Source organism: Microbacterium sp. P5_B6, from assembly GCF_056400345.1.
The window spans coordinates 396,646-420,967 of the sequence record NZ_JBFULL010000006.1; the positions used below are offsets into that span (position 1 = coordinate 396,646).

At 66.1% G+C, this 24,322-nt stretch carries 18 protein-coding genes; 15 read left to right on the forward strand and 3 right to left on the reverse strand.

Annotation, left to right across the window (positions count from 1 at the left end; all coding sequences use genetic code 11):
• Positions 1-46 precede the first annotated feature (46 nt).
• From AC1DP3_RS11190 to AC1DP3_RS11200, 3 genes are read left to right on the forward strand one after another with little or no spacing between them, the layout of a single operon-like run.
• Positions 47-1,123, forward strand: coding sequence for an ABC transporter permease (locus tag AC1DP3_RS11190; RefSeq protein ID WP_477293238.1), 1,077 nt, complete (start codon positions 47-49; stop codon positions 1,121-1,123).
• Positions 1,123-2,142 carry an ABC transporter permease gene (locus AC1DP3_RS11195; protein WP_477293239.1) on the forward strand — a complete coding sequence of 340 codons (1,020 nt, stop codon included), beginning with the start codon at positions 1,123-1,125 and terminating at the stop codon, positions 2,140-2,142. The genes AC1DP3_RS11190 and AC1DP3_RS11195 overlap by 1 nt, the downstream gene beginning before the upstream one ends.
• On the forward strand, positions 2,139-3,818 hold the full coding sequence (locus tag AC1DP3_RS11200) for a dipeptide ABC transporter ATP-binding protein (protein WP_477293240.1): 1,680 nt from the start codon (positions 2,139-2,141) through the stop codon (positions 3,816-3,818). Before AC1DP3_RS11195 ends, AC1DP3_RS11200 begins: the two co-directional genes overlap by 4 nt.
• Positions 3,819-3,879: 61 nt before the next feature.
• Here the strand turns inward: AC1DP3_RS11200 and AC1DP3_RS11205 are convergent, their stop codons facing one another.
• Positions 3,880-5,943 carry a hypothetical protein gene (locus AC1DP3_RS11205; protein ID WP_477293241.1) on the reverse strand — a complete coding sequence of 688 codons (2,064 nt, stop codon included), beginning with the start codon at positions 5,941-5,943 and terminating at the stop codon, positions 3,880-3,882.
• 236 nt (positions 5,944-6,179) lie between these two features.
• On the reverse strand, positions 6,180-7,181 hold the full coding sequence (locus AC1DP3_RS11210) for a hypothetical protein (protein ID WP_477293242.1): 1,002 nt from the start codon (positions 7,179-7,181) through the stop codon (positions 6,180-6,182).
• A gap of 180 nt (positions 7,182-7,361) precedes the next feature.
• Here AC1DP3_RS11210 and rpsF point away from each other — a divergent pair, with 180 nt between their 5' ends.
• The 5 genes from rpsF to dnaB all read left to right on the forward strand — a co-directional run bounded on the left by rpsF (position 7,362) and on the right by dnaB (position 12,184).
• Positions 7,362-7,745 (forward strand): 30S ribosomal protein S6, encoded by a 384-nt coding sequence (gene rpsF, locus AC1DP3_RS11215; protein WP_477293243.1) that lies wholly within the window; start codon positions 7,362-7,364, stop codon positions 7,743-7,745.
• 5 nt (positions 7,746-7,750) lie between these two features.
• Complete coding sequence (locus AC1DP3_RS11220; protein ID WP_477293244.1) at positions 7,751-8,254, forward strand: single-stranded DNA-binding protein; 504 nt, start codon at positions 7,751-7,753, stop codon at positions 8,252-8,254.
• Between the two features lie 104 nt (positions 8,255-8,358).
• Positions 8,359-8,613: a 30S ribosomal protein S18 gene (gene rpsR, locus AC1DP3_RS11225; RefSeq protein ID WP_005054609.1), complete on the forward strand. Its 255-nt coding sequence runs from the start codon at positions 8,359-8,361 to the stop codon at positions 8,611-8,613.
• 11 nt (positions 8,614-8,624) lie between these two features.
• On the forward strand, positions 8,625-9,077 hold the full coding sequence (rplI, locus tag AC1DP3_RS11230; RefSeq protein WP_477293245.1) for a 50S ribosomal protein L9: 453 nt from the start codon (positions 8,625-8,627) through the stop codon (positions 9,075-9,077).
• A 482-nt stretch (positions 9,078-9,559) separates the two neighbouring features.
• Positions 9,560-12,184: a replicative DNA helicase gene (gene dnaB, locus AC1DP3_RS11235; protein ID WP_477293247.1), complete on the forward strand. Its 2,625-nt coding sequence runs from the start codon at positions 9,560-9,562 to the stop codon at positions 12,182-12,184.
• 275 nt (positions 12,185-12,459) lie between these two features.
• Here dnaB and AC1DP3_RS11240 read toward each other — a convergent pair whose 3' ends face one another.
• Positions 12,460-13,686, reverse strand: coding sequence for a DUF2130 domain-containing protein (locus AC1DP3_RS11240; RefSeq protein ID WP_477293248.1), 1,227 nt, complete (start codon positions 13,684-13,686; stop codon positions 12,460-12,462).
• A 192-nt stretch (positions 13,687-13,878) separates the two neighbouring features.
• Here AC1DP3_RS11240 and AC1DP3_RS11245 point away from each other — a divergent pair, with 192 nt between their 5' ends.
• From AC1DP3_RS11245 to AC1DP3_RS11275, 7 genes are all read left to right on the forward strand, one after another.
• Complete coding sequence (locus AC1DP3_RS11245) at positions 13,879-15,852, forward strand: hypothetical protein (protein ID WP_477293250.1); 1,974 nt, start codon at positions 13,879-13,881, stop codon at positions 15,850-15,852.
• 8 nt (positions 15,853-15,860) lie between these two features.
• On the forward strand, positions 15,861-17,471 hold the full coding sequence (locus AC1DP3_RS11250) for a class I SAM-dependent DNA methyltransferase (RefSeq protein WP_477293252.1): 1,611 nt from the start codon (positions 15,861-15,863) through the stop codon (positions 17,469-17,471).
• Positions 17,468-18,559: a restriction endonuclease subunit S gene (locus tag AC1DP3_RS11255; RefSeq protein ID WP_477293254.1), complete on the forward strand. Its 1,092-nt coding sequence runs from the start codon at positions 17,468-17,470 to the stop codon at positions 18,557-18,559. The genes AC1DP3_RS11250 and AC1DP3_RS11255 overlap by 4 nt, the downstream gene beginning before the upstream one ends.
• A gap of 38 nt (positions 18,560-18,597) precedes the next feature.
• Positions 18,598-19,212, forward strand: coding sequence for a hypothetical protein (locus AC1DP3_RS11260; protein ID WP_477293256.1), 615 nt, complete (start codon positions 18,598-18,600; stop codon positions 19,210-19,212).
• Positions 19,213-19,253: 41 nt separating this feature from the next.
• Positions 19,254-20,420 carry a DUF697 domain-containing protein gene (locus AC1DP3_RS11265; protein WP_477293258.1) on the forward strand — a complete coding sequence of 389 codons (1,167 nt, stop codon included), beginning with the start codon at positions 19,254-19,256 and terminating at the stop codon, positions 20,418-20,420.
• On the forward strand, positions 20,417-23,605 hold the full coding sequence (locus AC1DP3_RS11270) for a type I restriction endonuclease subunit R (protein ID WP_477293259.1): 3,189 nt from the start codon (positions 20,417-20,419) through the stop codon (positions 23,603-23,605). The genes AC1DP3_RS11265 and AC1DP3_RS11270 overlap by 4 nt, the downstream gene beginning before the upstream one ends.
• 484 nt (positions 23,606-24,089) lie before the next feature.
• A partial coding sequence (locus tag AC1DP3_RS11275; protein WP_477293261.1) for a hypothetical protein occupies positions 24,090-24,322 on the forward strand: 233 nt, incomplete at its 3' end.

Consider the following 24,322-nt stretch of genomic DNA (forward strand, 5'->3'; position numbering starts at 1 on the left):
CCCGCCGACCGGACCCCGGTTCATGCCCCTAACCTGAAGGTTCTCCATGGTCACAGTGACCGATGCAGKAGTCGCCTCGTCCTCGCTCGTCTCTCCGAAGAGCGGCGGGATGTGGCGCTACATTCTGGTGAGGTTCTTCCTCATCCTCCCGACCGTGATCATCGTCGTCACGGTGGTCTTCTTCCTCACTCGCTTCACGGGTGACCCCATCACCTTTGCGCTCGGCGGGCGCCTCCCGCCCGATCAGCTGGCGGAACGCATCGCCGCAGCCGGCTACGACCGGCCCGTGATCATCCAATACTTCGAGTACCTCGCGGGTGTCTTTCGCGGTGACTTCGGCACGACCATCACCGACAATCGCCCTGTCGGCGAGATACTCCTGACGTACGGCTCGGCGACGCTCGAGCTCGCCTTCTACGCGCTCGTCGTGGCTTTCGCGGTCGGCATCCCGCTCGGGATCCTCGCCGCGGCGAAGCGCGACCGAGTACCGGACGCCCTGCTCCGCTTCGGCGCGATCCTCTTCTACGCGACGCCGATCTTCTTCGTCGCGATCGTCTTGAAGCTCGTCTTCTCGGTGTGGCTCGGCTGGCTTCCTGTCGCGGGTCGCGCCTCCACGCGCACCGAGCTGCGGCTGCAGAGTCTCGAGAACCCGACGGGCATCTACCTCATCGATGCGTTCCGCCTCGGCAGCCCGGCGGCCGTCACGGACGTGCTGTGGCACGCTGTTCTCCCCGGCCTCGCGCTCGGGCTCCTCACCGCCGGGATCTTCTTGCGTCTGGTCCGCACGAACGTCATCGGTACCCTCGGTTCGCAGTACGTCACGTCGGCGCGCTCCCGAGGGGTGAACGAGTACCGTCTGCTGACCAAGCACGCGTACCGGCCGGCTCTCATCCCGATCGTCACGGTCATGGGACTGCAGATCGCCCTGCTCCTGTCGGGTGCGGTCCTCACCGAGAAATCGTTCGAGTGGAGGGGCATCGGCTTCATGCTCTCGGAGTACATCAAGGCCCGCGACTTCGTCGCCGTGCAGGGCATCATCATCATGATCGCGATCATCGTGGCCTTCACGAACTTCCTCGTCGATATCATCGCCGCCGTCATCGACCCGCGGGTGAGGTACTGATGTCTGCCGAGAACCAGACCCCCCTGGGGACGGATGCTGTCGCTCCGGCCTCCGCTCCCGCTTCGCCCGCCGTGACCGAGATCTCGCCCCGCAAGGTGCCGCTCCTCGACCGCATCCCGGTGATCTCGCATCTTCGCCAGAGCGTGGGCCTTCAGCGCGGGATGCTGGTGTTCGGCCTGATCCTCTCGACGGTCTTCGTCGTGGTGGCACTGTTCGCGCAATGGATCGCACCCTTCGGCTGGGCGCAGCGCGGCGTGGACGGCGTGTCGTTCGGCACGCAGATGCCGCCGAATCCGGTCAACATCTGGGGCACGACCGTGGGCGGCTTCGACGTCTACTCGCGCGTGATCTGGGGAGCGCAGACCGCCCTGTTCGTCATCCTGTTCGCCGTTCTGTTCTCGATCTTCCTTGGCATCTTCCTCGGTCTCGTGAGCGGCTACTTCGGTGGGTGGCTCGATCGAGTCCTCGTGGTCATGGCGGACGCCATCTACGCCATTCCGTCACTGCTCCTCGCGATCGTGCTCGCGATCGCGATCTCGCGGGGGCAGTCGACACTGTGGGGCGGGATCATCTCGACGGCGCTCGCGATCACCGTCGTGTTCGTGCCCCAGTACTTCCGCGTCATCCGCGCCGAGGTCGTGCGGATCAAGGCCGAGCCCTTCGTCGAGTCTGCGCGAGTCATCGGGGTGCCGACCTACCGCATCCTCACGCGCCACGTGCTGCGCAACTCGACCCGGTCGATCCCGGTCATCGTGACGCTCAACGCGTCGGAGGCGCTCCTGACCCTCGCGGGCCTCGGGTTCCTCGGGTTCGGCATCGAGGCGACGGCCGCCGCCGAGTGGGGCTACGACCTCGGGCGCTCCGTCGCAGATGTCTCGAGCGGCATCTGGTGGACGGCAATCCCGCCCGGCATTGCGATCGTCGTCGTCGTGCTCGGCATCACGCTCGTCGGCGAGAGCCTCAACGATCTGAGCGACCCGCGGCTGCGCCGCCGTCGCCGCGCGGGAGGTGCCGCATGACCGACATCGCATCCGTCTCCGATCTGAAGATCACGTTCGCGACCGATGGCGAGCCTGTCCGCGCCGTCGACGGCATCTCGCTCGAAGCGCGTGCCGGTGAGGTGCTCGCGATCGTCGGCGAGTCAGGGTCGGGCAAGACCGTCACCGCCAACGCGCTGCTCGGGCTCCTGCCCGAGACCGCGACGCTCTCGGGCGCCATCATCGTACGGGGTCGGGACGGCGGCGAGACCGACATCGTGCACGCGAGCGCGGGCGATCTGCAGGAGATGCGCGGCCGGGACGCCGCGATGGTGTTCCAGGAGCCGTCGACCGCGCTCAATCCCGTCTTCACCGTCGGCTTCCAGATCGCGGAGGGCCTGAAGGCTCACGAGCGGATCTCGAACTCCGAGGCCAAGGCCAAGGCCGTCGAGATCCTCCGGAAGGTCGGCATCCCGGATCCCGAGAAGCGCGTCGATGACTACCCGCACCAGTTCTCGGGCGGCCAGAAGCAGCGTGTGGTCATCGCGATGGCGCTCGTGCTGGATGCGAAGCTGATCATCGCCGACGAGCCGACGACGGCGCTGGATGTCACCGTGCAGGCGGAGATCCTCGAGCTGCTGCGCGCCTGTCGCGACGAGTTCGGCGCGACGGTCGTGCTGATCACGCACAATATGGGGGTCGTCGCCGATCTCGCCGACCGAGTGATCGTCATGTATCGCGGCGAGATCGTCGAGCAGGCGCCTGTGCAGCAGCTGTTCGCCCATCCTCAGCAGGAGTACACGCGCGAGCTGCTCGCCGCCGTGCCGCATGTGGGGCACGGCAAGAGCGCGAGCCAAGACCGCTCGACGCCCGCTCCGACCGTCCCACCGGAGGGCAGCCTGGTCGTCGCCCGACAGGTGCAGATCGGGTACCCAGGACGCTTCGGCGCCGCCGGCGTCATCGCGGTGAAGGGCGTGGACTTCTGGATCGGACCCGGTGAGGTCGTCGGGCTCGTGGGCGAATCCGGCTCTGGCAAGACGACCATCGGCCGCGCCATGGTCGGACTCACCGAGGTTCTCGGCGGGTCGCTCACCGTGCTCGGTCAGGAGCTGCTCGGGGCGAAGCCGCGCCACCTGGTCAAGCTGCGCCCCGACATCGGGTTCGTGTTCCAGGACCCCGCGACCAGCTTCAACCCGCTGCTGACCATCGCGGAGTGCATCGCCGAGCCGATCGTCGTGCACAAGCGGGCGCGCTCCACGCAGGCGGCCCGTCAGCGGGTGAACGAGCTGCTGGATGCCGTCCGCCTGCCCGCGTCATTCGGCGACCGGTTCCCGCACGAGCTGTCGGGCGGGCAGCGCCAGCGCGCCTCGCTGGCGCGAGCGCTGGCGCTCAACCCGAAGCTGCTCATCGCCGACGAGCCGACCAGTGCGCTCGACGTGTCGGTGCAGGCGCGGGTGCTCGAGCTGTTCGACGACCTGCAGCGTGAGTTCGGCTTCGCCTCCCTGTTCATCAGCCACGACCTCGCCGTCATCGACCAGGTGGCCGATCGTGTGATCGTGCTGCGCAACGGCGAGATCCGAGAACAGGGGACGACGGCGCAGGTGCTGCTGAACCCGAAGGACGACTACACCAAGCGTCTGCTGGCCTCTCTTCCGGTGCCGGATCCCGTCGAGCAGGCCGCCCGCCGCGCGGTGTGGCAGGCGACCAGGGGCAACTGAACGCCTCGAGAGCAGACAACGCGAAGGCCCGGGTGATTCCTCACCCGGGCCTTCGTGTTGATCAGCGCTTGCCGCCGCCGTTGTTGGTGACGCTCAGGACGTAGTCCGCGTCGAGGAACGTCAGGTCGCCCGTCGGGAGGTTCGACACCAGCGTTGCGAAGTCCCGGTTCTTGCCGTTCGCGCACTTGGTGTTGAACCCGCTCTGGGTGATCTGGTCGCCCGAGAGACGGTAGACGTAGTTGCCCGCGCCGTCCGTCACCTCGAACGCGTTGGTCACGCCCGGCGTGAGGTCGCAGGTCGAGATGACCTGGAGTGTCCAGTTGTTGTCCTGGAGGCCCGTCGTCGCGAACCACTCGCCCTCGTCCGACGACACGGTGGCCGCCGCGTGGTTGACCATGACGTCATCGATGAACCAGCCGGTGTCAAGGTACGCCGCGTCCGTGGAGTACCGGAACTGCACATCGGTCGTTCCCTCCGGCAGCTGGGCCGTCAGGTGGATGTACTCCGGGTCGTCGACGAAGTACGTGCCACCCGAGGTGCCGGTGAGGCCGTTGCCCTCGGTGTTCCCTCCGTGCGGGTCGTCATTCGACGTCACCACGGCGCCGCTGTCGTCCACGAGCGGGACAGTGACCCAATTGCCGTCGACGAGGGCCTCGACGAATCCGTAGTCCCAGCCCTCTTCGATGAAGTGCCAGGTCCAGAAGTCAAGCGAGGTCACCGGGCTGGTTGCGTCGACGTCGAGGATGTTGTCGGACTGGCTCTCGTAGCCCCCGTACCAGTGCGTGTCTCCGGTGTGCGGTGCGACCTGGGTGGTGTCGTCACCATCCAAGGAGACCGTCACGTTCGGTCCCGGGTTGCGGAACCGCTCGACCTGAATGCCGTACGGGACAGCGGTCGGGGACTGGCCGTTCGCGCGCTTGTTCCACTTCGACGACGGCTGGGCACCCTGGCTGCTGCCGCGTCCGCCCCAGAAGAGGTCGTCGGCGATGTCGATCGTGTAGCCACTGGAATCGGCGGTGCCGAAGTCGGCGGACTTGATGTCCCAGCGGGCCGACTTCTCGTCGTCCAGGTACACCGCGACGGCCCAGTCCTGATACAGGGTGGTCACATCACGCAGGTGCGACCCGGTCTCCGCGTTGAACGCATCGATGGCGGCCTGGACGCCGTCCATGCCGTCGAGCGGGTTCTCGAAGATGCGCTTGATCAGCAGGTCGCCGGCTGTGGCGTCGTACTGAAGATCGGGCTCGTAGGTGCCGTCGCCGTTGCCGCCTGCCTGCTCCCACAGGTACTGGAAGAAGGTGTACGCAGCTCCGTAGTTCTGCAGGCCACCCGCCCATCGAGTGAGCGAGGTGTCGGAGTAGAACACCTGGTGGTACAGCAGGTGGGACCCCGTGACGTCGTAGCCGTTGAGGAATGCCGCGAAGTCAGCAAGACCCTCGTCGACCCACGAGAGCTCGCCCGGGTCGCTGTAGTTGTGCAGCAGGTGCTCGAGCTCGTGCGCGATCACACCTTCGTACAGGGTCGGGCGATCGTTGGCCGGATCGTCGTCGCGCCAGTCCGAGTCGTTCGGGCCGACGCGGTTCGCCCAGTCCAGGGCGTCGATGACGATGACGTTCATGCTTGACGAGTCGATGTAGTCGGGGGCGAAGTACCCGGCCGTGTAGCTGTCGGCGTCGCAGTTGTAGTAGGCCTCGTCCTGCACGTTGTAGACCACCATGACGAGCGAGTCGCTCGCCGGGTCAGTCGGGTCCGCCGCATCCATCGGTCCGAAGTGCTCTTCGTCGACTGCGACGATCTGGTTCGCGAGCTGATTGCCCATGTAGTCGATCTGGGCTTGGGTGATCGTGAACTCCTCGGGTGTCGCATCCGCGCACGGGACGAACTCGTCCCCTGGCGTGGGGTCGAATCCCGGATCCATGCTCTGGACACCCTCAGGTGCGCTGCCATCCAGCGGTGTGCCCGCCGGAACGTAGATGTACACCGGGGTGCCGTCGGGGGTCGTGTTCGAATAGACCCGCACAAAGTCCTGGTCGTACGTGCCGCCTGCCTCACTGTCGTTGATCGGCAAAGTGATGGTCGGGTCGCCGGCTGCCGCGAAGGCCGGGGCCACCGAGGTGAGTGTCATGGCTGCTGCAGCGATGCAGCTCACCGCTATCGCGCCGGCTGTCCGGCGTCGAGGTCGTACCACAGGAGTACCTCCATAGTCGTGCCCGCCGGACGACTCGTGGTCTTCCTCGGGACCTTCCGAATGCGAGGACCGTCCTTGGTCACCGCATCCGCCAGTCCAGCACGGAGCAGAGCGCCTGTCTGCCCCTTGCTTCGGTTCTCATGAACGACTAATGGAAGGGATGCCGCCGCATGTCACCGATTGATGTCGTCCGCGTCCCAGCCGAGGTCGGTGCCTTCGCGGATAGGCAGGGCCTCGAGGCGCGGATCGGCGCACAGCGCCCTGATGAGCGCGTGCGAGCCGCCCACGATCGTCGAGTCCAGGTCGACGTCGCCGGCGAGCAGCCACGAGCGGTCGGCGGGCCAGATGAGACTCGGCGATTCGGCGGTCGCCGGGTGGCCGTACTCTTCCGGCGAGCGATCGCGCCACGGCATCTGCTGCTCCCAGCCAGGGTCGGCGAGCTCGGTCACCGCGCCGGTGAAGAGCACGTACGAGCGTGCGGGCAGTTCCAGGCGCGGCCCGCGAGAGACGTCATCGGGGAGGATGCCGGGCTGCCACGTCGCTTTGCGGAACGGGCTGTTCAACTGGTCGCGTGCCGAGTGCTCGAGGAACTCCTCGTGCTGGGCTGCGACAGCGTCATCCGCAGGACCGCCCGACCGTGACATCGTGAAGAGCACGCGCGACGGTCCGTGCCCCATCGCACCGACAAGTCCGCCCCACCCGTCCCACACGGCGGCGTACGCGTCGTCCGGCGTGGTCGTGTGGGCGGCGAGGAGGGAGGCCGCTGCCGCGAGTTCGCGTGACGCCAGCTGTCCCCACATGGGCCGGCCGTAGCGCCAGCCCTCGGCATCCCGAGGCCCGTCCTCTCCCTCGACCTCTCGGAACCTCTCGACGAGGTGATCCCAGGAAGCCTGCGGGTGCATGGTCGTTCCGAACGCCGCAGCGGCCGTCGCCCACGTGACCGTCTCGGAATCGATGTCGGGCTGCGCCAAGTGGAACGCGTCCCACTCCTTGTGGTGCATGCCGTAGGGAAGGGGCGGCCACGCCCGCCCGACGGGCCGGTCGCGGTCTGCGGGGTGGAAGATGCGTGCGTACGCGTCGAAGCCGGACGGGATGAAGGCGACCCCAGCGCCAGATCTCGCGTCGAGGCGCTCGCCGATCCAGGCGCCGGCCGCGACATCCGCTGTCCATTCCATGGCCGTCACGCTACCCGTGGAGGGCTCGACAGTCCGGATTCGGGCTGGAACGGCGCATCCGGTATCATAGGAGGGTTGTCCGGTCGCACCCCAGTGTGCGTAAGTCCGTGACGACGTGCACACACCCTCCTGCTGCCGGGAAATGCCTGGCAGCCGTTCTAGTCCGAAGGAGGTGGGTAAGTGACGCACCAGTACGAACTCATGGTCATTCTGACCCCCGAGATCGACGAGCGCACGGTCGCCCCGAGCCTCGACAAGTTCCTGAAGGTCATCACTAACGATGGTGGCACGATCGACAAGGTCGACATCTGGGGCAAGCGCCGTCTTGCTTACGAGATCCAGAAGAAGACCGAGGGCATCTACGCCGTCGTGAACTTCACCGCCACCAGCGCCGCCACGCAGGAGCTCGACCGCCAGCTGGGCCTCAACGAGCAGATCATGCGCACCAAGGTGCTGCGTGCCGAAGAGGCGCAGGCGATGGTCGCTGCTGAGACGAAGCGCACCGAGGAGAAGGCGGCCCGCAAGGCTGCTCGTCCCCCGAAGCCCGTCAAGCAGGACGCGTAACGGTCATGGCCGGCGAGACGATCATCACCGTGGTGGGAAACCTCACGGCTGATCCCGAGCTGCGCTACACGCAGGGTGGCCTCCCCGTCGCGAACTTCACGATCGCGTCGACGCCCCGCAGCTTCGACCGCGCCGCGAACGAGTGGAAGGACGGCGAAGCGCTGTTCCTCCGCGCGAGCGTGTGGCGCGAGTTCGCCGAGCACGTCGCGGGATCGCTGACGAAGGGCTCCCGCGTCATCGCGACGGGCCGCCTGAAGCAGCGCTCGTACGAGACGAAGGAAGGCGAGAAGCGCACGTCCATCGAGCTCGAGATCGACGAGATCGGCCCCTCGCTGCGTTACGCCACCGCCCAGGTGACGCGCGCAGCAGGTGGCGGCAACGGTGGCGGCGGACAGTCGCGGCCGCAGGTCGCCGACGAGCCGTGGTCGACCCCCGGCTCGCAGACCGGCGGCACGGCCGACGCGTGGAGCGCGCCCGGCACGTCGTACGGCGACGACACACCGTTCTGATCTCGGCACCCCGCGGACTCGGCTCCCCGATCCGGCGGGTCTCAGAAGCAGATTCCGGATGCCTCGGGCAGAGGCATCCGATCAAGAAAATCTAAGGAAGAACCATGGCAGGAAAAGCAACCGGCGATCGCCGGAAGCCGCGGAAGGGCGCGAAGAACGCGGCCCCCGCGAAGGCGATCCGCGTCGGCGTCATCGACTACAAGGACGTCGCCACACTTCGCAAGTTCATCTCGGAGCGTGGGAAGATCCGCGCCCGCCGTATCACCGGTGTCTCGGTGCAGGAGCAGCGTCTGATCGCCAAGGCGATCAAGAACGCGCGCGAAATGGCGCTCCTGCCCTATGCCGGCGCTGGCCGCTAAGGGGCACCGCAATGGCAAAGCTGATTCTCACGAATGAGGTCGCCGGGCTCGGTAGCGCCGGTGACGTGGTCGAGGTCAAGAACGGGTTCGCCCGCAACTACCTCATCCCCCAGGGCTTCGCAGTCACGTGGACCCGCGGTGGCGAGAAGCAGGTGGCGTCCATCCGCGCCGCTCGCGAGTCCCGCGTGATCCACGACCACGAAGAGGCTGTGGCGCTGAAGAACTCGCTCGAGTCGAACAAGGTCCGCCTCGCCGTCAAGGCGGGCGCTGAAGGACGCCTCTTCGGCTCCGTCAAGACCGCCGATGTGGCCGACGCCGTCAAGGCGGCCGGTCTCGGAGACCTCGACAAGCGCAAGATCCACATCACCTCGACGATCAAGTCGGTGGGTGAGCACGAGGCGACGATTCGCCTTCGCGATGACCTCACCGCCGTGATCACGCTGCAGGTGGTCGCCGCCAAGTAGGCGCCGACTCCTCAGCCGTCAAGGCACCGCGGATGCCGCGGACCCCACTGGGGYCCGCGGCATCCGCTTTTTGGTCGAACCCGTATGTACCGGGGTGGGCATACGGCCGTGTCGGAGCTTTCTGAGCCCGCACATCGGGCCGAAACTGTGCACAACTTCCGGTATCAGACTCAACCTTCAAGCTGGACTTCAACCACATCTGTATCCACAGGCTGTGAGTGAGAAAAGCCCCGGTTAAAAGGGTTATATTTCCGCCAAGTCCGTCTCGGTCCCCGAGTTCTCCACAGGCACTGTTCACAGGAGAGACGGCGTTTCACGCAGTCTTTCCACACACTTATCCACAGCCTGTGTTGCAGGTGGGAAGCGCCCTCTCTACCGTTGGGTTCGACCCGCGGGGATGGTTGGCGCCCGACGTCGATGTCGGAGGTCGATGTTGTAGTGAGCAGCGAAGAAGAGGTGGTGAGAACCTTCTCCGCTGCTCGATGACTCATGTCCGCACGCACCACCACGCCCTACGCCCTACAGGAGGAACCAGCTTGTCGATTGCCGACATCTCCGAAGAGCGTCTGGGCCGGCCGCGCGAGCCCGAGCGAACTCCTCCCCATGATCTGCTCGCTGAGCAGAGCGCGCTGGGGGGCATGCTGCTCTCGAAGGATGCTGTCGCCGACGTCATCGAGACGCTCCGCGGAGTCGACTTCTACGTTCCGAAGCACGAGCTCATCTTCGAGGCGATCCTCTCGCTCTACTCGCACGGTGAGCCGACCGACGTGGTGGCGGTCACCGACGAGCTGATCAAGAACGGGGAGCTTCAGCGCGCCGGCGGCGCCGACTACCTGCACACCCTCACTTCGATCGTGCCGACGGCTGCGAACGCCGGCTACTACGCGTCGATTGTCAGTGAGCGCGCCCTGCTCCGCCGCCTCGTCGACGCCGGCACGCGCATCGTGCAGATGGGGTACTCGGGTCAGGGCGAGGCGCTCGACCTGGTCAACAGCGCGCAAGCCGAGATCTACTCGGTCACCGGCACCGAGGCGGCCGAAGACTACGTGCCCCTGACGATCGCCGTCGACGCCGCGGTCGACGAGATCGAGGCCGCCCGAGGTCGCGACGGCCAGATGACCGGCATCCCGACGGGGTTCTCCGGGCTGGATCAGCTCACCAACGGTCTGCACCCCGGCCAGATGATCATCATCGCGGCCCGACCTGCGATGGGTAAGGCTCTCGCGCTCGACACTCCGCTGGCCACTCCCACCGGCTGGACGACGATGGGGGAGGTCAAGGTCGGCGACGAGCTGTTCGACGCCGACGGTCGCCCGACTCGCGTCGTCGCGGCGACCGAGGTCATGTCCGGCAGGCCGTGCTACGAGGTCGAATTCTCGGACGCCTCGACGATCATCGCCGACGCGCAGCACCAGTGGGCGACCCAGACGCGGGCGGTGCGGCGCACGGGGCAGGGCGGCGCCTCCGTCGTTACGACGGAGCAGATGCTCGCGACCCTTACCGTCGGTGCCGAAGCCCGCGCGAACCACTCCGTGGGCAACGCCCGGCCACTGCAGGTGCCAGAGGCCGACCTGCCGGTCGCCCCCTATGCCCTCGGCGCCTGGCTGGGCGACGGGCACAGCGACGGCGCCCGGATCACGAGCGAGACCGAAGAGATCCCTTCCTTCATCCGACGCAGCGGGCTGCGCGCGGAGGCACGTGGGGGGATGCTCTCCTCGATTCAGCTTCTGGAGCGCGAGGAGCTCGTCCGCAACTGTGAGATCTGCGGCGGCGAGTTCGCGGCACGTCACCCCCACGTGCGCAACTGCGGACGCACCTGCGGGCCGAAGAACAAGGGGATGCACCCAGAGCGCCTGTCGTGCCCGGACTGCGATCAGCCGTATTCGGGTGAAGCACAGAGGTGTGCCGACTGTCACCGAGACCACGGCTCGTTCACGGCACTCCTTCGCAAAGCCGGTGTGCTGGGCGACAAGCACGTGCCGATGGCATACCTGCGGGCCTCTGAGGCTCAGCGCCGCGAACTGCTGGCCGGACTTCTCGACACCGACGGAACGGTGGTCAGGGGCGTCGGCTCATGCCAGTTCGCCGTGACGAACAAGAAGCTTGCGGACTCGGTGTACGAGCTGATTGTCAGCCTCGGCTACCGTTGCGGGCGAACGAGCAAGAGGGTGAGCGGTCGCTCGGAGGAATCGTCGACCTGCTACATCCTCAACTTCTCGACGACCGACGACGTTTTCTGGCTCGAGCGCAAGCGCGTGCTGCACGCTCAGGAGCGGTCGCTGAACACTCTCCGCATCGGCAGGCGGTACGTCACGGCAATCCGTCCCATTGCGAGTGTGCCGGTGCGCTGCGTGCAGGTCGACAATGACGACCACCTGTACCTCGCGGGCGAGTCGATGATCCCGACCCACAACTCGACCCTGGCACTCGACTTCGCCCGCACGGCGGCGATCAAGCACGACATGCCCACGATCTTCTTCTCGCTCGAGATGGGCCGCAGCGAGATCGCGATGCGATTGATGAGCGCCGAGGGCTCCGTTCCGCTGCAGAACATGCGCAAGGGCACGCTCGACTCCCGCGACTGGACGACGATCGCGTCGGTCCGCGGTCGTATCAATGATGCCCCCCTGTACATCGACGACAGTCCGAACATGACGCTCGTCGAGATCCGCGCGAAGTGCCGGCGCCTGAAGCAGCGCGTCGGGCTGAAGATGGTCGTCATCGACTATCTGCAGCTCATGACCTCGGGCAAGCGCGTCGAGTCGCGTCAGCAGGAGGTGTCGGAGTTCTCGCGCGCGCTCAAGCTGCTCGCGAAGGAGCTCGGCGTTCCCGTCGTGGCATTGTCGCAGCTGAATCGTGGTGCCGAACAGCGCGCCGACAAGAAGCCTGCACTGTCAGACCTCCGTGAATCGGGCTCGATCGAGCAGGACGCCGACATGGTCGTGCTCCTGCACCGCGAGGCGGCCTACGAGAAGGACAGCCCGCGGGCCGGAGAGGCCGACCTCATCGTCGCCAAGCACCGAAACGGCCCGACCGATACGATCACCGTCGCGTTCCAGGGCCACTTCAGCCGCTTCACCGATATGGCGCCGGGGGACTTCGGGTAGTGACAGGTGACTGACTAGATTGTCCAACCGCCAAGCAGATTGTCCGAGTCGATCGTTTGGACAATCTAGTTGKCGGAGCAGCCATGAAGGTCCCGCAATTCAATGCCGAGACGGCAGGCTCGATGGGCAAGGTCGGAGCGCCGGTAGACCTGCCCACTGAAGCGGATCCAACCGGCTGCGGCCGCGCCCGTAGGGTGACCGGCACCGCGGACGCTGATTCTTCGACAAAGAGCCCTCCGGCCCGATGGCGGGCGGAGGGCTCCTTCCTGTTGAAGCTAGGCGGCGTCGAGCTCGTCCAGGGATTCGAGTTCGGCGAACTTGGCCTGCATCGTCGGGTTGCCCTTGGTGAGCTTCTTGATCGTGAGCGCCGTCGCCTTGTCGTTGGCCAGGCGGAGGTTGTTCTCGGACCCGAGCAGACCCGCCTTGACCTTCTGGAGCCGGTCGATGGCGAGGTCGATGTCCTTGACGGCATCGTCGAACTTGCGCTTGGCGAGGTCGTAGTTCTTGCCGAACGCCGTCTTGAACCCTTCGAGCTCGGACTCGAAATCGGTGATGTCGATGTTCTGCTTCTTCACCTGATCCAGCTCGGCCTTGACCAGGATCGTGTCCTGGGCGGCGTTGCGCAGCAGCGCGATGATCGCCAGGAAGAACTGCGGGCGGATGACGAACATCTTCGGATAGAGATGCGAAACGTCGGTGATGCCGGTGTAGAGCTCGGAGTCCTCTTCGAGCATCGACACGAGCACCGCGTACTCGCAGCCCTTGTCGTTGCGGTCCTTGTCGAGCTTGGCGAAGAAGTCCGAGTTCCTCTTCTTGGTGGCCGAGAGGTCCGACTCGTTCTTCATCTCGAACATGATCGAGACGTACTCGACGTCGTCGTCGCTGAAGTCGCGGAAGATGTAGTCGCCCTTGGCGCCGCCGGCAGCGTCGTTGTCCTTGTGGAATTCGGCATTCGGGAAAGCGAGCGAGCGGATGCGGTTGAACTCGATCTCGCAGTGCTGCTCCAGAGTCTCGCCGAGCAGCTTGACCGACAGCTTCGCCTTCATGTCCTTGTAGCGCTCGATCATCTCGTCCTTCAGGGCGAGCTCCTTCGAGTGCGACTGGCTGAGTGCGGCCTCCTTGGCCTTCTGCTCGGCAGTCTGCAGCGCCAGCTTGTTCTCCGCCTCGCTGCGCTTCTTGTCCGCGTCCACCACGGCCTTCGTGACCGCGAGATCCTGGACGGTGGCGGCAGCCTTGAGTTCCGCGCTCAGGCGCTGGATCTCGGCATCCTTCTCCGCGGCTGCCTGCTGCGCCTGCTGAGCTGCCTTCGCCTCAGCGAGCGCGATCTCGGTCTGCTGGGCCTTCTCTGCGTCAGCCAGGCGGGCGTGAAGCTCCTTCTCGAACTCCACTGTGCGCACCTGCTGCACGATGTCGGCGTACTCCGCCTCATCGATGGTGAACACTGTCCCGCAGTGCGGGCACTTGATCTCTTTTGTCGCGCCGATGGCTGCTGTCTGGTTCATGTGGAGCTCCGATCATGGTGGAAAGCGGACCCACAGGCGGGGCGACCCCCAGCGGCGCCCCGCCTGTGACAGCGACTCAACATCGCCGGATTCATAGTCGGTCGAATCCGATTCGAACCGCCCGAGGCGTCTGATAACACCACTTATCAGCCACCAGCACATGCGAGCTGGGATCTTCGATACGTTGTCGTCATGTCCACGAGCTCACCGCTTCTCATCGACCTGGCCGGCGTTGCCCGGCTGGCCGACGTGCGGCGACCGGTGGCGTCCGTGTGGCGGACGCGCTTCGCGTCGTCGGCCGACCCGTTTCCGGCGGCGGTAGGCGACAAGGGCGGACGCGCACTCTTCGATGCGATGTCGATCGCGCAGTGGCTGGCGCGCACGGATCATGGGAACAATTCGGATGCCGTCGCAGACGCCGCCGCGTCTGCCACGCCCACCGGGTTCGATGTCGCGGATGCGTCGCACATCGCAGCTGTCGATGCGCTCCTCGCCCTTCGCGCCATGTCGGGGGAGCCGGTCGGCGGCTCCGAGTTCGACGAACTTCAGCGGCGGGCCGTCGCGGCTGATCCCGAGGATTCCTGCCTGGCGGCGGAGGCGTCCACGGCCCGGTCCGACTGGACGGAGTGGGCGGACCTCCTTGCGGATGCGGCCTACTCGCCGCTCGAGGCATCCCGGATCCTCGAGCGACGGCATGCCGCGACCAGGTCGTCGGAAGGATCCTCGGGTCCGCTGACACCCGACGCCGAAGCCCTGCTGGTCGCCTTGGCCGGGGCGCTCCTCGGTGACCCGGCATCGGAACTCGTCCTCAGCACAGGCATCACGCCGTCGCTCGCAGAACAGCTCTGCGCGCACCTCGGCGACGACGTCGAGCTGGTGTTGCCTTCGCTCCCGGACGGACGCGGCATCCGTCGACGACTTCTCTGCGACGGGATCGTGCTGCCGCAGTCGTCCCTCACGGCGGTCGGGCCCCAGCTGTCTGTCACGCGTCCGCCCTCGGACGCCACGACGACCACGGCCGACGTGCTCCAGGCCATCGATGATCTCGTGCTCGGGATGCGCGATCACGATCGCGCGGTCGTGATCGCGCCGGCAGGGGTGCTGACCGAGCCGGTCGCGCACTCCGACTCACTGGCGCGCACCGATGTGCTCCGATCGGGACGTGTCCGCGCCATCGTGAAGCTTCCTGCGGGCCTCGTCACCTCCGCCCCGCGCGAGGCGCTCGCACTCTGGGTGCTGGGTCGCGAGACGGGCGATGTGCCGGTCGACGAACGCTTCACCGCGGTGGCCGACCTGACGGAATCCCCCCTCACCCCGGCGACTCGCGCGGATCTAACGAGTGATGTCCTTGCTGCCATGGGAAGCGCCCGCGACGTCCGGGCGCACTCCTTCCGATTCACCCGACCGGTCCGCACGACGTCCCTGCAGGCCTCTCGCGGCTCGCTGGTCGCAGGAGCGAAGACGCCTGCCGCCCAAGGCCCCTCGGCGCGGGACCTGCCCGCGCTGCTGGATCAGGCACGCGCCGATCTCGGCGACGACGCCCCCGCCGCCGTGCCCGCCGCGCTGCCGAGCGCCATCGCACCTGCCGCACTGGTGGAGACCCTCATCGCCGAACGGCATCTGCGGATGCTCCCGGGAACCCGGGTCACGCCCGACGAGACCTCGGCCACCGGCCTGGTCGCGGTGCACGCGGACGACCTCGACGACCCGGCGCGCATCGGCGATCGGCGTGTGGATCCGCTCATGTTTGCGACGCGGCATCCGTCCGCCCGTCTCACGGTCGCCGGCGACGTGGTGTTCCGCACCGCGCCGACGCCGCGCGCGTGGGTCGACCCCGAAGGATCGAAGATCGTGGTCCACCCCGCTCGGGTGCTGCGCATCGACGGCGGCGACGCCGGCGGCCTCGTGCCTGAGCTGGTCGCGGCCGACATCGACCGCTCCTCGGGTGGGCCGGGGGCATGGCGCCGGTGGCGGTTGCGGCGCGTCGCCCCCCACGTCTCCGCGCCGCTCCGCGCCGCCCTCTCCGACCTCGCCACCCGCCGCGACGCACTCGCTCGGCGCATCGAGGCCCTCGACACTTATGCGAAACTGCTCGCCGCGGGGGTTGTCTCCGGCGCCGTGACACTGACCGACAACGCCGCGGACGCGGCATCCGATTCACACTGAAGGACACTATGCCCCGCACACCGAAAGCCGCCCCGCAGGCTCCGTCGACGATGAAGGAGCTGAAGGACACGCTCTGGAAGGCCGCCGACAAGCTGCGTGGGTCGATGGACGCGTCACAGTACAAGGACGTGATCCTCGGGCTCGTCTTCCTCAAGTACGTCTCCGACGCGTTCGACGAGCGCCGCGCTCAGATCCGCACCGAGCTTGCCGCCGACGGCTACGACGAGGGCCAGATCGCCGACCTCATCGACGACACCGATGAGTACACCGGCCGCGGAGTCTTCTGGGTGCCGGCCAATGCGCGGTGGGCGTTCCTCGCTGAGAACGCGAAAGGGCTCGGCCCCTCACTGGATGCACCCGAGAAGTCGATCGGACTGCTCATCGACGAGGCAATGGATGCTGTCATGCAGACGAATCCTCAGCTCACGGGAACGCTCCCTCGCATCTTCAACCGCGACAACGTCGATCAGCGCCGGCTGGGCGAACTGCTGGACCTGCTCAACTCGGCGAGGTTCGCGGGGCAGGGGCAGTCCGGGGCATCGGGACGCCGCGCGCGCGACCTGCTCGGCGAGGTGTACGAGTACTTCCTCGAGAAGTTCGCCGCCGCCGAGGGCAAGCGGGGCGGCGAGTTCTACACGCCGGCCGGCGTCGTACGGGTGCTCGTCGAGCTGCTGCAGCCGACCCACGGGCGCGTGTACGACCCGTGCTGCGGGTCTGGCGGCATGTTCGTGCAGGCCGAGAAGTTCCTCGAGGCGCACGAGGGCGAAGGCTCGAACATCTCGGTGTACGGCCAGGAGCTAAACGAGCGCACGTGGCGCATGGCGAAGATGAACCTCGCGATCCATGGCCTGTCGGGCAACCTCGGCTCGCGCTGGGGCGACACCTTCGCGCGCGATCTGCACCCCGAGCTGCAGGCGGACTTCGTCATGGCGAACCCGCCGTTCAACATCAAGGACTGGGCGCGCAGCGAGTCCGACCCTCGTTGGAAGTACGGCGTGCCACCAGCGGGCAACGCCAACTACGCATGGATCCAGCACATCCTCTCGAAGCTCGCACCCGGCGGTCAGGCCGGCGTCGTGATGGCCAACGGCTCGATGTCGACGAACTCGGGCGGCGAGGGCCAGATCCGCGCCGAGATCGTCGAGGCCGACCTCGTGTCGTGCATGGTGGCACTGCCGACGCAGCTGTTCCGCTCGACGGGCATCCCGGTGTGCGTGTGGTTCTTCGCGAAAGACAAGGGCGCCCGCGCCGGCGAGGTGCTCTTCATCGACGCCCGCAACCTCGGCCACATGGTCGACCGCGCCGAGCGCGCCCTCTCGGATGAGGACATCGCTCGCATCGCGGGCACCTTCCACGCCTGGCGCGGGATCGAATCAGATGCCGCGGTCGGCGAGTACGCCGACGTGCCGGGGTTCGCCTACTCGGCGACGCTCGCCGAGATCAAGGCCGCCGACTACACCCTGACGCCGGGGCGGTATGTCGGAGCGGCCGACGTCGAGGATGACGGTGAGCCGATCGAGGAGAAGCTCGCACGGCTCCGCGCGGAGCTCGAGGTGCAGTTCGAAGAGTCGGCGCGGCTGGCTGAGCTCGTTCGCGAGCAGCTGGGGAGAGTCTCTTGAGCGACTGGGAACGAACCTCTTGGGGCGCGGTGGCGGACCTCCGGTACGGAAAGGCTCTTCGCGACTACCGGACTCAGATGGGTCGCGTGCGAGTGTTCGGTACGAATGGCGCAGTCGGCTACACGGACGTTGCTCAAGCAACTGGCCCGGGCGTCATCATCGGGCGAAAGGGCGCGTACAGAGGTGTTCACTACTCACCCGGTGACTATTGGGTGATCGACACAGCCTTCTACCTCGCGCCCAAACGTCCCCTCGACCTTCGATGGGCCTACTACTCGTTGCAACTCGCCGACATCAACGGCCTCGACTCAGGCTCGGCAATTCCATCGACCACCCGGGAATCGTTCGGGTCGCTCGCCGCGCTCGTCCCGTCGCTTCCCGAGCAGCAGAGGATCGCTCAGGTGCTGGGCGCCCTCGACGACAAGATCGCAGCCAACACTGCTCTCGCCGCAACAGCAGACGAGTGGTTGCAGAGTCGGTATCGTCACGCGGTCCGAGCGGGGGCGGTCGAGGCCCCGCTGATAAAGGAGTTTGTGATCGATTTCGGGGAGCCGTTCGGCGGCGCACATTTCGTCGATCCCGGGATCGGTCGCCCGCTGATCCGGATCCGAGATCTCAAGACATTCGAATCACAGGTGTGGACGACTGAGTCGCGGCCGCGCGAGGTGGTCGTCCAGGCCGGCGACATCGTGGTCGGTATGGATGCGGAGTTCCGCGCAACTACGTGGCTTGGGGAACCCGGCCTTCTGAACCAGCGAGTATGCCGATTTTCTCACCCTTCCCTTGGTCGTGCGCTAGTGCGTGAAGCGATTAGGACGCCGCTGGCGGAGGTTGAGTCAGAGAAGTCAGCGACGACCGTGATTCACCTGAACAAGAGCGACATCGCTCGAAAGTCAGCAATTCTCCCTGACCACGAGGCGATTGCATCCTTCGAGTCGGAAGCGGAGCCCGTGTTCGCAGCCCGCGTCGCGCTGGCCGCGGAAAACCGGACGCTCATCGCGACGCGCGACGCACTCCTCCCCCAGCTCATGTCGGGCAGGCTCCGCGTCCGCGATGCGGAAGCGGCAGCATCCGCCGCCGGAATTTGAATCCCTCCCCGAACAGACCCAAGGAACAACGAACCCGAATGAGCACATCCAACAAGCAGGTGCCCCTGTGGCTCGTGCTGACCCTGATCGCCGTCATAGTCATCGTCGGCGGGGCATTCTTCGTGTTCGCGAAGCCGCTCGTCACCGTATTCGGAGCGAGTTCTGAAGAGAGCAATTCGCAGTCCCTTCGGTCGATCGCCCGCGCCGAGGAAGTCACGCTGCTGGTGCTGGGCGTCGAGGGCATCGAAGGGAAGAAGACCAACGGAAAGTTTCTCGGACTCGATATTCCGGGCAGCGGCCGAGCAACGTTCCTCAAGTACGGGTTTGACGCGAAACTCGGGATCGACGGCGAGAAAGTGGTCATCGAGGAGACGGGGAAGAACTCGTACCTCATCTCGATTCCCGAGTTCATCGTCATCGGCGTCACCGACCAGAGCTTCGAGCTTGCTGTCGCCGACAATGAACTGCTCAGTTGGACGACGCCCGACATCAGTCAAACCGAGATGATCAACAAGATCGTGAACGCCGACTTCGAGCAGCAGTACATCGAAGACAACGAAGAGACCCTGCAAGAACAGGCGCGGACCTTCTACACCGGAATCGCCGAGGCGATCGCACCGGACGTCACGCTCGAGTTCGAGTTCGCGCAATGACCTCCAGTAACCAACCCGACGAAGAGAAGGAAGGCCGAATCATGGCGACGGAGCCGACCAGTGGCACCAGCAGCGCACCCGAGTTCGACGAGAAGCCGTTCATTGACGCGACCTCGGAGGCGAAGTCGAAGTACGGCCGGTTCAACCTCGCGATCATCGGCGACTCCGGAGTAGGCAAGTCTTCGCTCGTCAACGCCGTGTTCGGTCGGAATCTGGCTGACGTCGGAATCGGGTTCCCGGTGACGCGCGGYGTCAGCTACTACCACGACGACTCGCTCGGCATCTGGGACATCGAGGGATTCGAGATGGGTTCTGCGACGTCTCCCCGCGAGATGCTCGACGGTCATCTGAAGGCGATCAAGGCACGCCCTGCGATCGAACAGATCTCGGTCGTTTGGTACTGCGTGGCCGCCCACTCCGCCCGACTGCTCCCGTCGGCAATCGAAATGATCCGCGAGCTCGGCGCGCAGGGTCTGCCCGTCATCCTCGTGCTCACGAAGGTCGACTGGATCAAGAATCCGATCACGGGAAAGCGTGATGTCGCCCAGGATCTCAAGAAGTTCGTCGAATGGCTCGAGAGCCCTGTCGACGAAAACGGCGAGCCCATCAGCATCCCGTATGAGCGCGTACTGCTGACCTCCACCCGCGACAAGCACGGAAAGGGCAAGGGGCACGGTCTCGGTGAGCTCGTCGCCGAGACCCTCGCCCTCTCGCCCGAAAACGAGAAGGATGCCTTTCGCATCGCACAGCGACTCAACCTCCCGTGGAAGCGCGAGATGGTTCGACCGGTCATCGCAGGGGCAGTGGGGTTGGCCGCTGCGGCCGCCGCGACCCCGATTCCCATCGCAGACGCCGTGGCGCTCGCGTCGATCCAACTCGGAATGATGGGGCGCATCGCCGTCATCTACGACCTCGAACTCAAGACGATGATGTCGGCCGGAGCACTTGCGCAGCTGGGCGTGCAGTTCACGGGGCAAGCGCTCGCGCGCAGCCTCATCAAACTGATCCCAGGGGCAGGCAACGTCATCAACGCAGGCGTGGCCGGCGCGCTCACTGCAGCGACCGGTGAAGCGTGGATGCGCCTGTGCGAACAGGTGCACACCGGCAAGCTCGACCCGACGAAGATCGGTGACTCCTGGGCACAATACGCCCCCACCATCCTTGACATCAGCAGGAAGTGGCTCGAGCAGAAGAACGCCAGACCATGACTGGGATCTCGGAAGCAGACTGGGAGATCGCGGCTCTTGATACGCTCGCCGAGCCGCTTGGCTGGCGGTCGCTCGGCGGCGAGCAGATCGCCCCCGGGACGGGTGAGCGTGCGACGTGGGACGAGCTCCTCATCCGTTCCCGCTTGCTCGAGGCGCTGCGCAGGCTCAACCCGACGGTGCCGCTGCCGTACCTGCAGCAGGCGCTCGCTGAGATCGCAACGCCCAAGTCGCAGGACGCGATCACCGAGAACCACCGCATCCACGAGTACCTCACCGGCGGCTACCCGATCAGCTACATCGACACCGACGGCATCGAGCAGAATCCACGCATCCGTCTGCTCGGTGCCGGTCCCGAGCAGAATGACTGGCTTGCCGTCAACCAGGTCACGATCCGCCAGGGCGATCTGCATCGTCGTTTCGACATCGTGCTCTACGTCAACGGGATGCCGCTGAGCATCATCGAGCTCAAGAAGGCCGGCTCGGCATCCACCGGTGTCGCGCCGGCGCACGCGCAACTGCAGACCTATCTGCGGGAGTTCCCAACGGCCTTCCGGTTCTGCGTCTTCACCCTCGCGAGCGACGGGATCGACGCGAAGTACGGCACACCGTTCACCCCGCTCAACCACTTCGCACCCTGGAACGTCGACGACGACGGTCTGCCACTCGTGCAGCCGCGCATGGAAGGGGCGGTCGACGTGCTGCCCCTGGATGATGCGCTGGGTGGCCTCTATAACCAGGAGCGGTTCCTGCAGCTCGTCCGCAGCTTTACAGCGTTCGACGAGGGCTCGGACGGACTCGTCAAGCGAATCGCGAAGCCCCACCAGTACTTCGCGGTCACGAAGGCGGTCGGCAGCACGATCCAGGCTGTCGAGACCAACGGCAAGGCCGGCGTCGTGTGGCACACGCAGGGCTCGGGCAAGTCGATGGAGATGGAGCTGTACGCGAACCTCGTGTCGCGGCACCCGAAGCTCAAGAACCCCACCGTCATCGTCGTCACCGACCGGAACGAGCTCGACGGACAGCTCTTCCGCACGTTCGATCGCAGCCTGCTGCTCGCCGAAAAGCCCGTGCAGGTCAAGGAACGCGCCCAGCTGCGCGATGAGCTCAGCCAAAGGGTCACCGKCGGCATCTACTTCACGACGCTGCAGAAGTTCGGACTGTCGGATACCGAGAAGAAGGCCGGCACGCAGCATCCGCTGCTCACCAACCGTCGCAACGTGATCGTCGTCGTCGACGAGGCACACCGCAGCCACTACGACGACCTCGACGGCTACGCGAGGCACCTGCGCGATGCCCTCCCCAACGCGACGCTCATCGCGTTCACTGGTACCCCGATCTCGTTCGCCGAGCGCGACACGCGGGCCGTCTTCGGCGACTACATCGACATTTACGATCTGACGCGCGCCGTCGATGACGGTGCGACCGTGCCCGTCTACTTCGAGCCGCGTCTCATCAAGGTCTCGTTCGCCGACGGCACGACCGAAGAGGACATCGACCGGGCCGCAGACGAGTACACGCTCGGGCTGGACGACACCGAGCGCGCCAGGATTGAGGCATCCGTCGCAGTGGTGAACGCTGTATACGGCTCGCCGGAGCGCATCGCGACCCTTGCACAGGATCTCGTCGCCCACTGGGAGGAGCGGCGCGCACGCATGGTGCCGTTTGTCGGCTCGCCCGGCAAGGCACTCATTGTCGGCGGCACGCGTGAGATCTGCGCACGCCTCTACGCGGCGATCGTCGCCCTCCGACCCGACTGGCACTCCGACGCCCTCGACGGCGGCAAGATCAAGGTCGTCTACTCGGGTTCGGCCAGCGACCAGCCCCCGGTGAGCGACCACGTGCGGCGCGACTCCGCTAACGCGGCCATCAAGGATCGCCTGAAGGATGCTACGGATGAGCTCGAGCTGGTGATCGTCAAGGACATGATGCTCACCGGGTTCGACGCCCCGCCGCTTCACACCCTCTACCTCGACCGGCCGCTCAAGGGCGCTCTGCTCATGCAGACGCTCGCGCGCGTCAACCGCACATTCGAGGGCAAAGAGGACGGGCTCCTCGTCGCCTACGCGCCGCTCGCCGACAACCTCGCCAAGGCGCTGTCGGAGTACACCGCGACTGATCAGGCGAACAAACCCGTCGGCCGCGATGTCGACGAAGCCGTCGCGATCGCGATCCAGCTCGTCGCGCAGATCCGCGACATGCTAGCCGACTGCGACTGGCGGGCGATTGTACGGCGGGGCGGCCCTCGCGCGATGATCGCCGCCGCGACCACGGCGACGAACTACCTGCGCGACGCCGCGAACCCGCTGAACGATCCATCGCTGGAGGGCGACCGACTCGCGAACCGCTACCGGGCGGCGAGCGGATCACTGGCCCGCGCGTGGGCACTGGGTTCGGGACGCACGGGTCTCGCCGAACTGCACGACGAGATCGCCTTCTACGAGGAAGTGCGCGTCTGGATGGCGAAGTTCGACGCGATGGACCGCCAGTCGCGCGACGAACCCGTGCCCGAGGAGATCGAGCGCCTGCTCAGCGGACTCGTCGCCGAGGCCGTGTCGACAGGCGACGTGCTCGACATCTACGACGCTGCCGGTCTACCCCGGCTTTCGCTCGACGATCTCGGACCCGAGTTCCTCGCCAAGGCGCAGGCAGCGCCGAACGCGCACCTCGCAATCGAGGCGCTGCGCAAGTCGCTCGTCGATGCAGGCGCCGCCTCGACGCAGGGCAACCTGATCCGCCAGCGGGCGTTCTCGGAGCGCATCGCCGAGATCATGAAGCGGTACACCAACCAGCAGCTCACCGCAGCCGAGGTGATTGCCGAGCTCGTCGAGCTCGCGAAGGATGTCGCTGCTGAGGCATCCCGTGGTGAGCACTTCTCGCCCCCTCTCTCGAGCGACGAACTGGCCTTCTACGACGCGGTCGCGCAGAACGAGTCGGCCGTCACGGTGCAGGGAGAAGATGTGCTGGCGCAGATCGCTCGCGAACTCGTCTCTGTGATGCGTCGAGACGTGCGGACCGACTGGACCGTGCGCGACGACGTGCGTGCCAAGCTGCGGTCGTCGATCAAGCGTCTGCTCGTGAAGTACAAATACCCGCCCGACAAGCAGCCCGAGGCGATCAAGCTCGTCATGGACCAGATGGAATCGATGGCCCCGCGCTACGCCGATGATCGGCGGCCGAGCGCCTGAGGAAGCGGTCGCTTCCCTGGGGGTGTTCGAGCCGTTCGACGCCCTGCGGGGTGACGGCGCTGATCAGTGTCGTAACGATCTGATCGTGGACGACTAGAGCAAGCGGCGTAATGGAACCGGTCTACCCAAGCGACGTCCTGACGCAGGACCGACCAGCACCCTCGTCGACGGTTGAACCATTCGACGCACAGTCCGGCGCCAAGAACCGTGTTTCTGCTCGCATATGAGTGAAAATGGGAGCGTCGCTCCTCCGCAGGGACGGCTCGAGGACTCTGGTGATGCGCATGGCTACGATTGCTCTAGAGCACAACTCAGAGCGGTCCCCGTTGACCGTTCTAAACGCGACCTGCCAGTCACGCGTTGCGCTTACACAAACCGAGAGTGCGACCCCGGGTCCGAGCGAGTTTCGCGTCGGATCATTTCACGCGCCCGTGGGTCGTGCAAGTGCCGTTCCGACGCTCGTCAAGCCGAACGGAACAGCATTATGAGTACGCCGCTCCCATTGCGCCGCGAACGTCGTTCCCCGAAGGTCGTCACAGACGAAGCGCGCGCTGGTGAACTGCTCGATCAACTCCGAGAAACCGAGTTGATGATTCGGAGCGCGACGGAACGTCGACTGAAACTGATGGTGGAGGCGGCGGACGTGGGATTGACTACGCGCAAGATCGGTGAAGCGGTCGGTGCCAGCCCTACCTCGGTGTCCATGTGGGTTCGGGA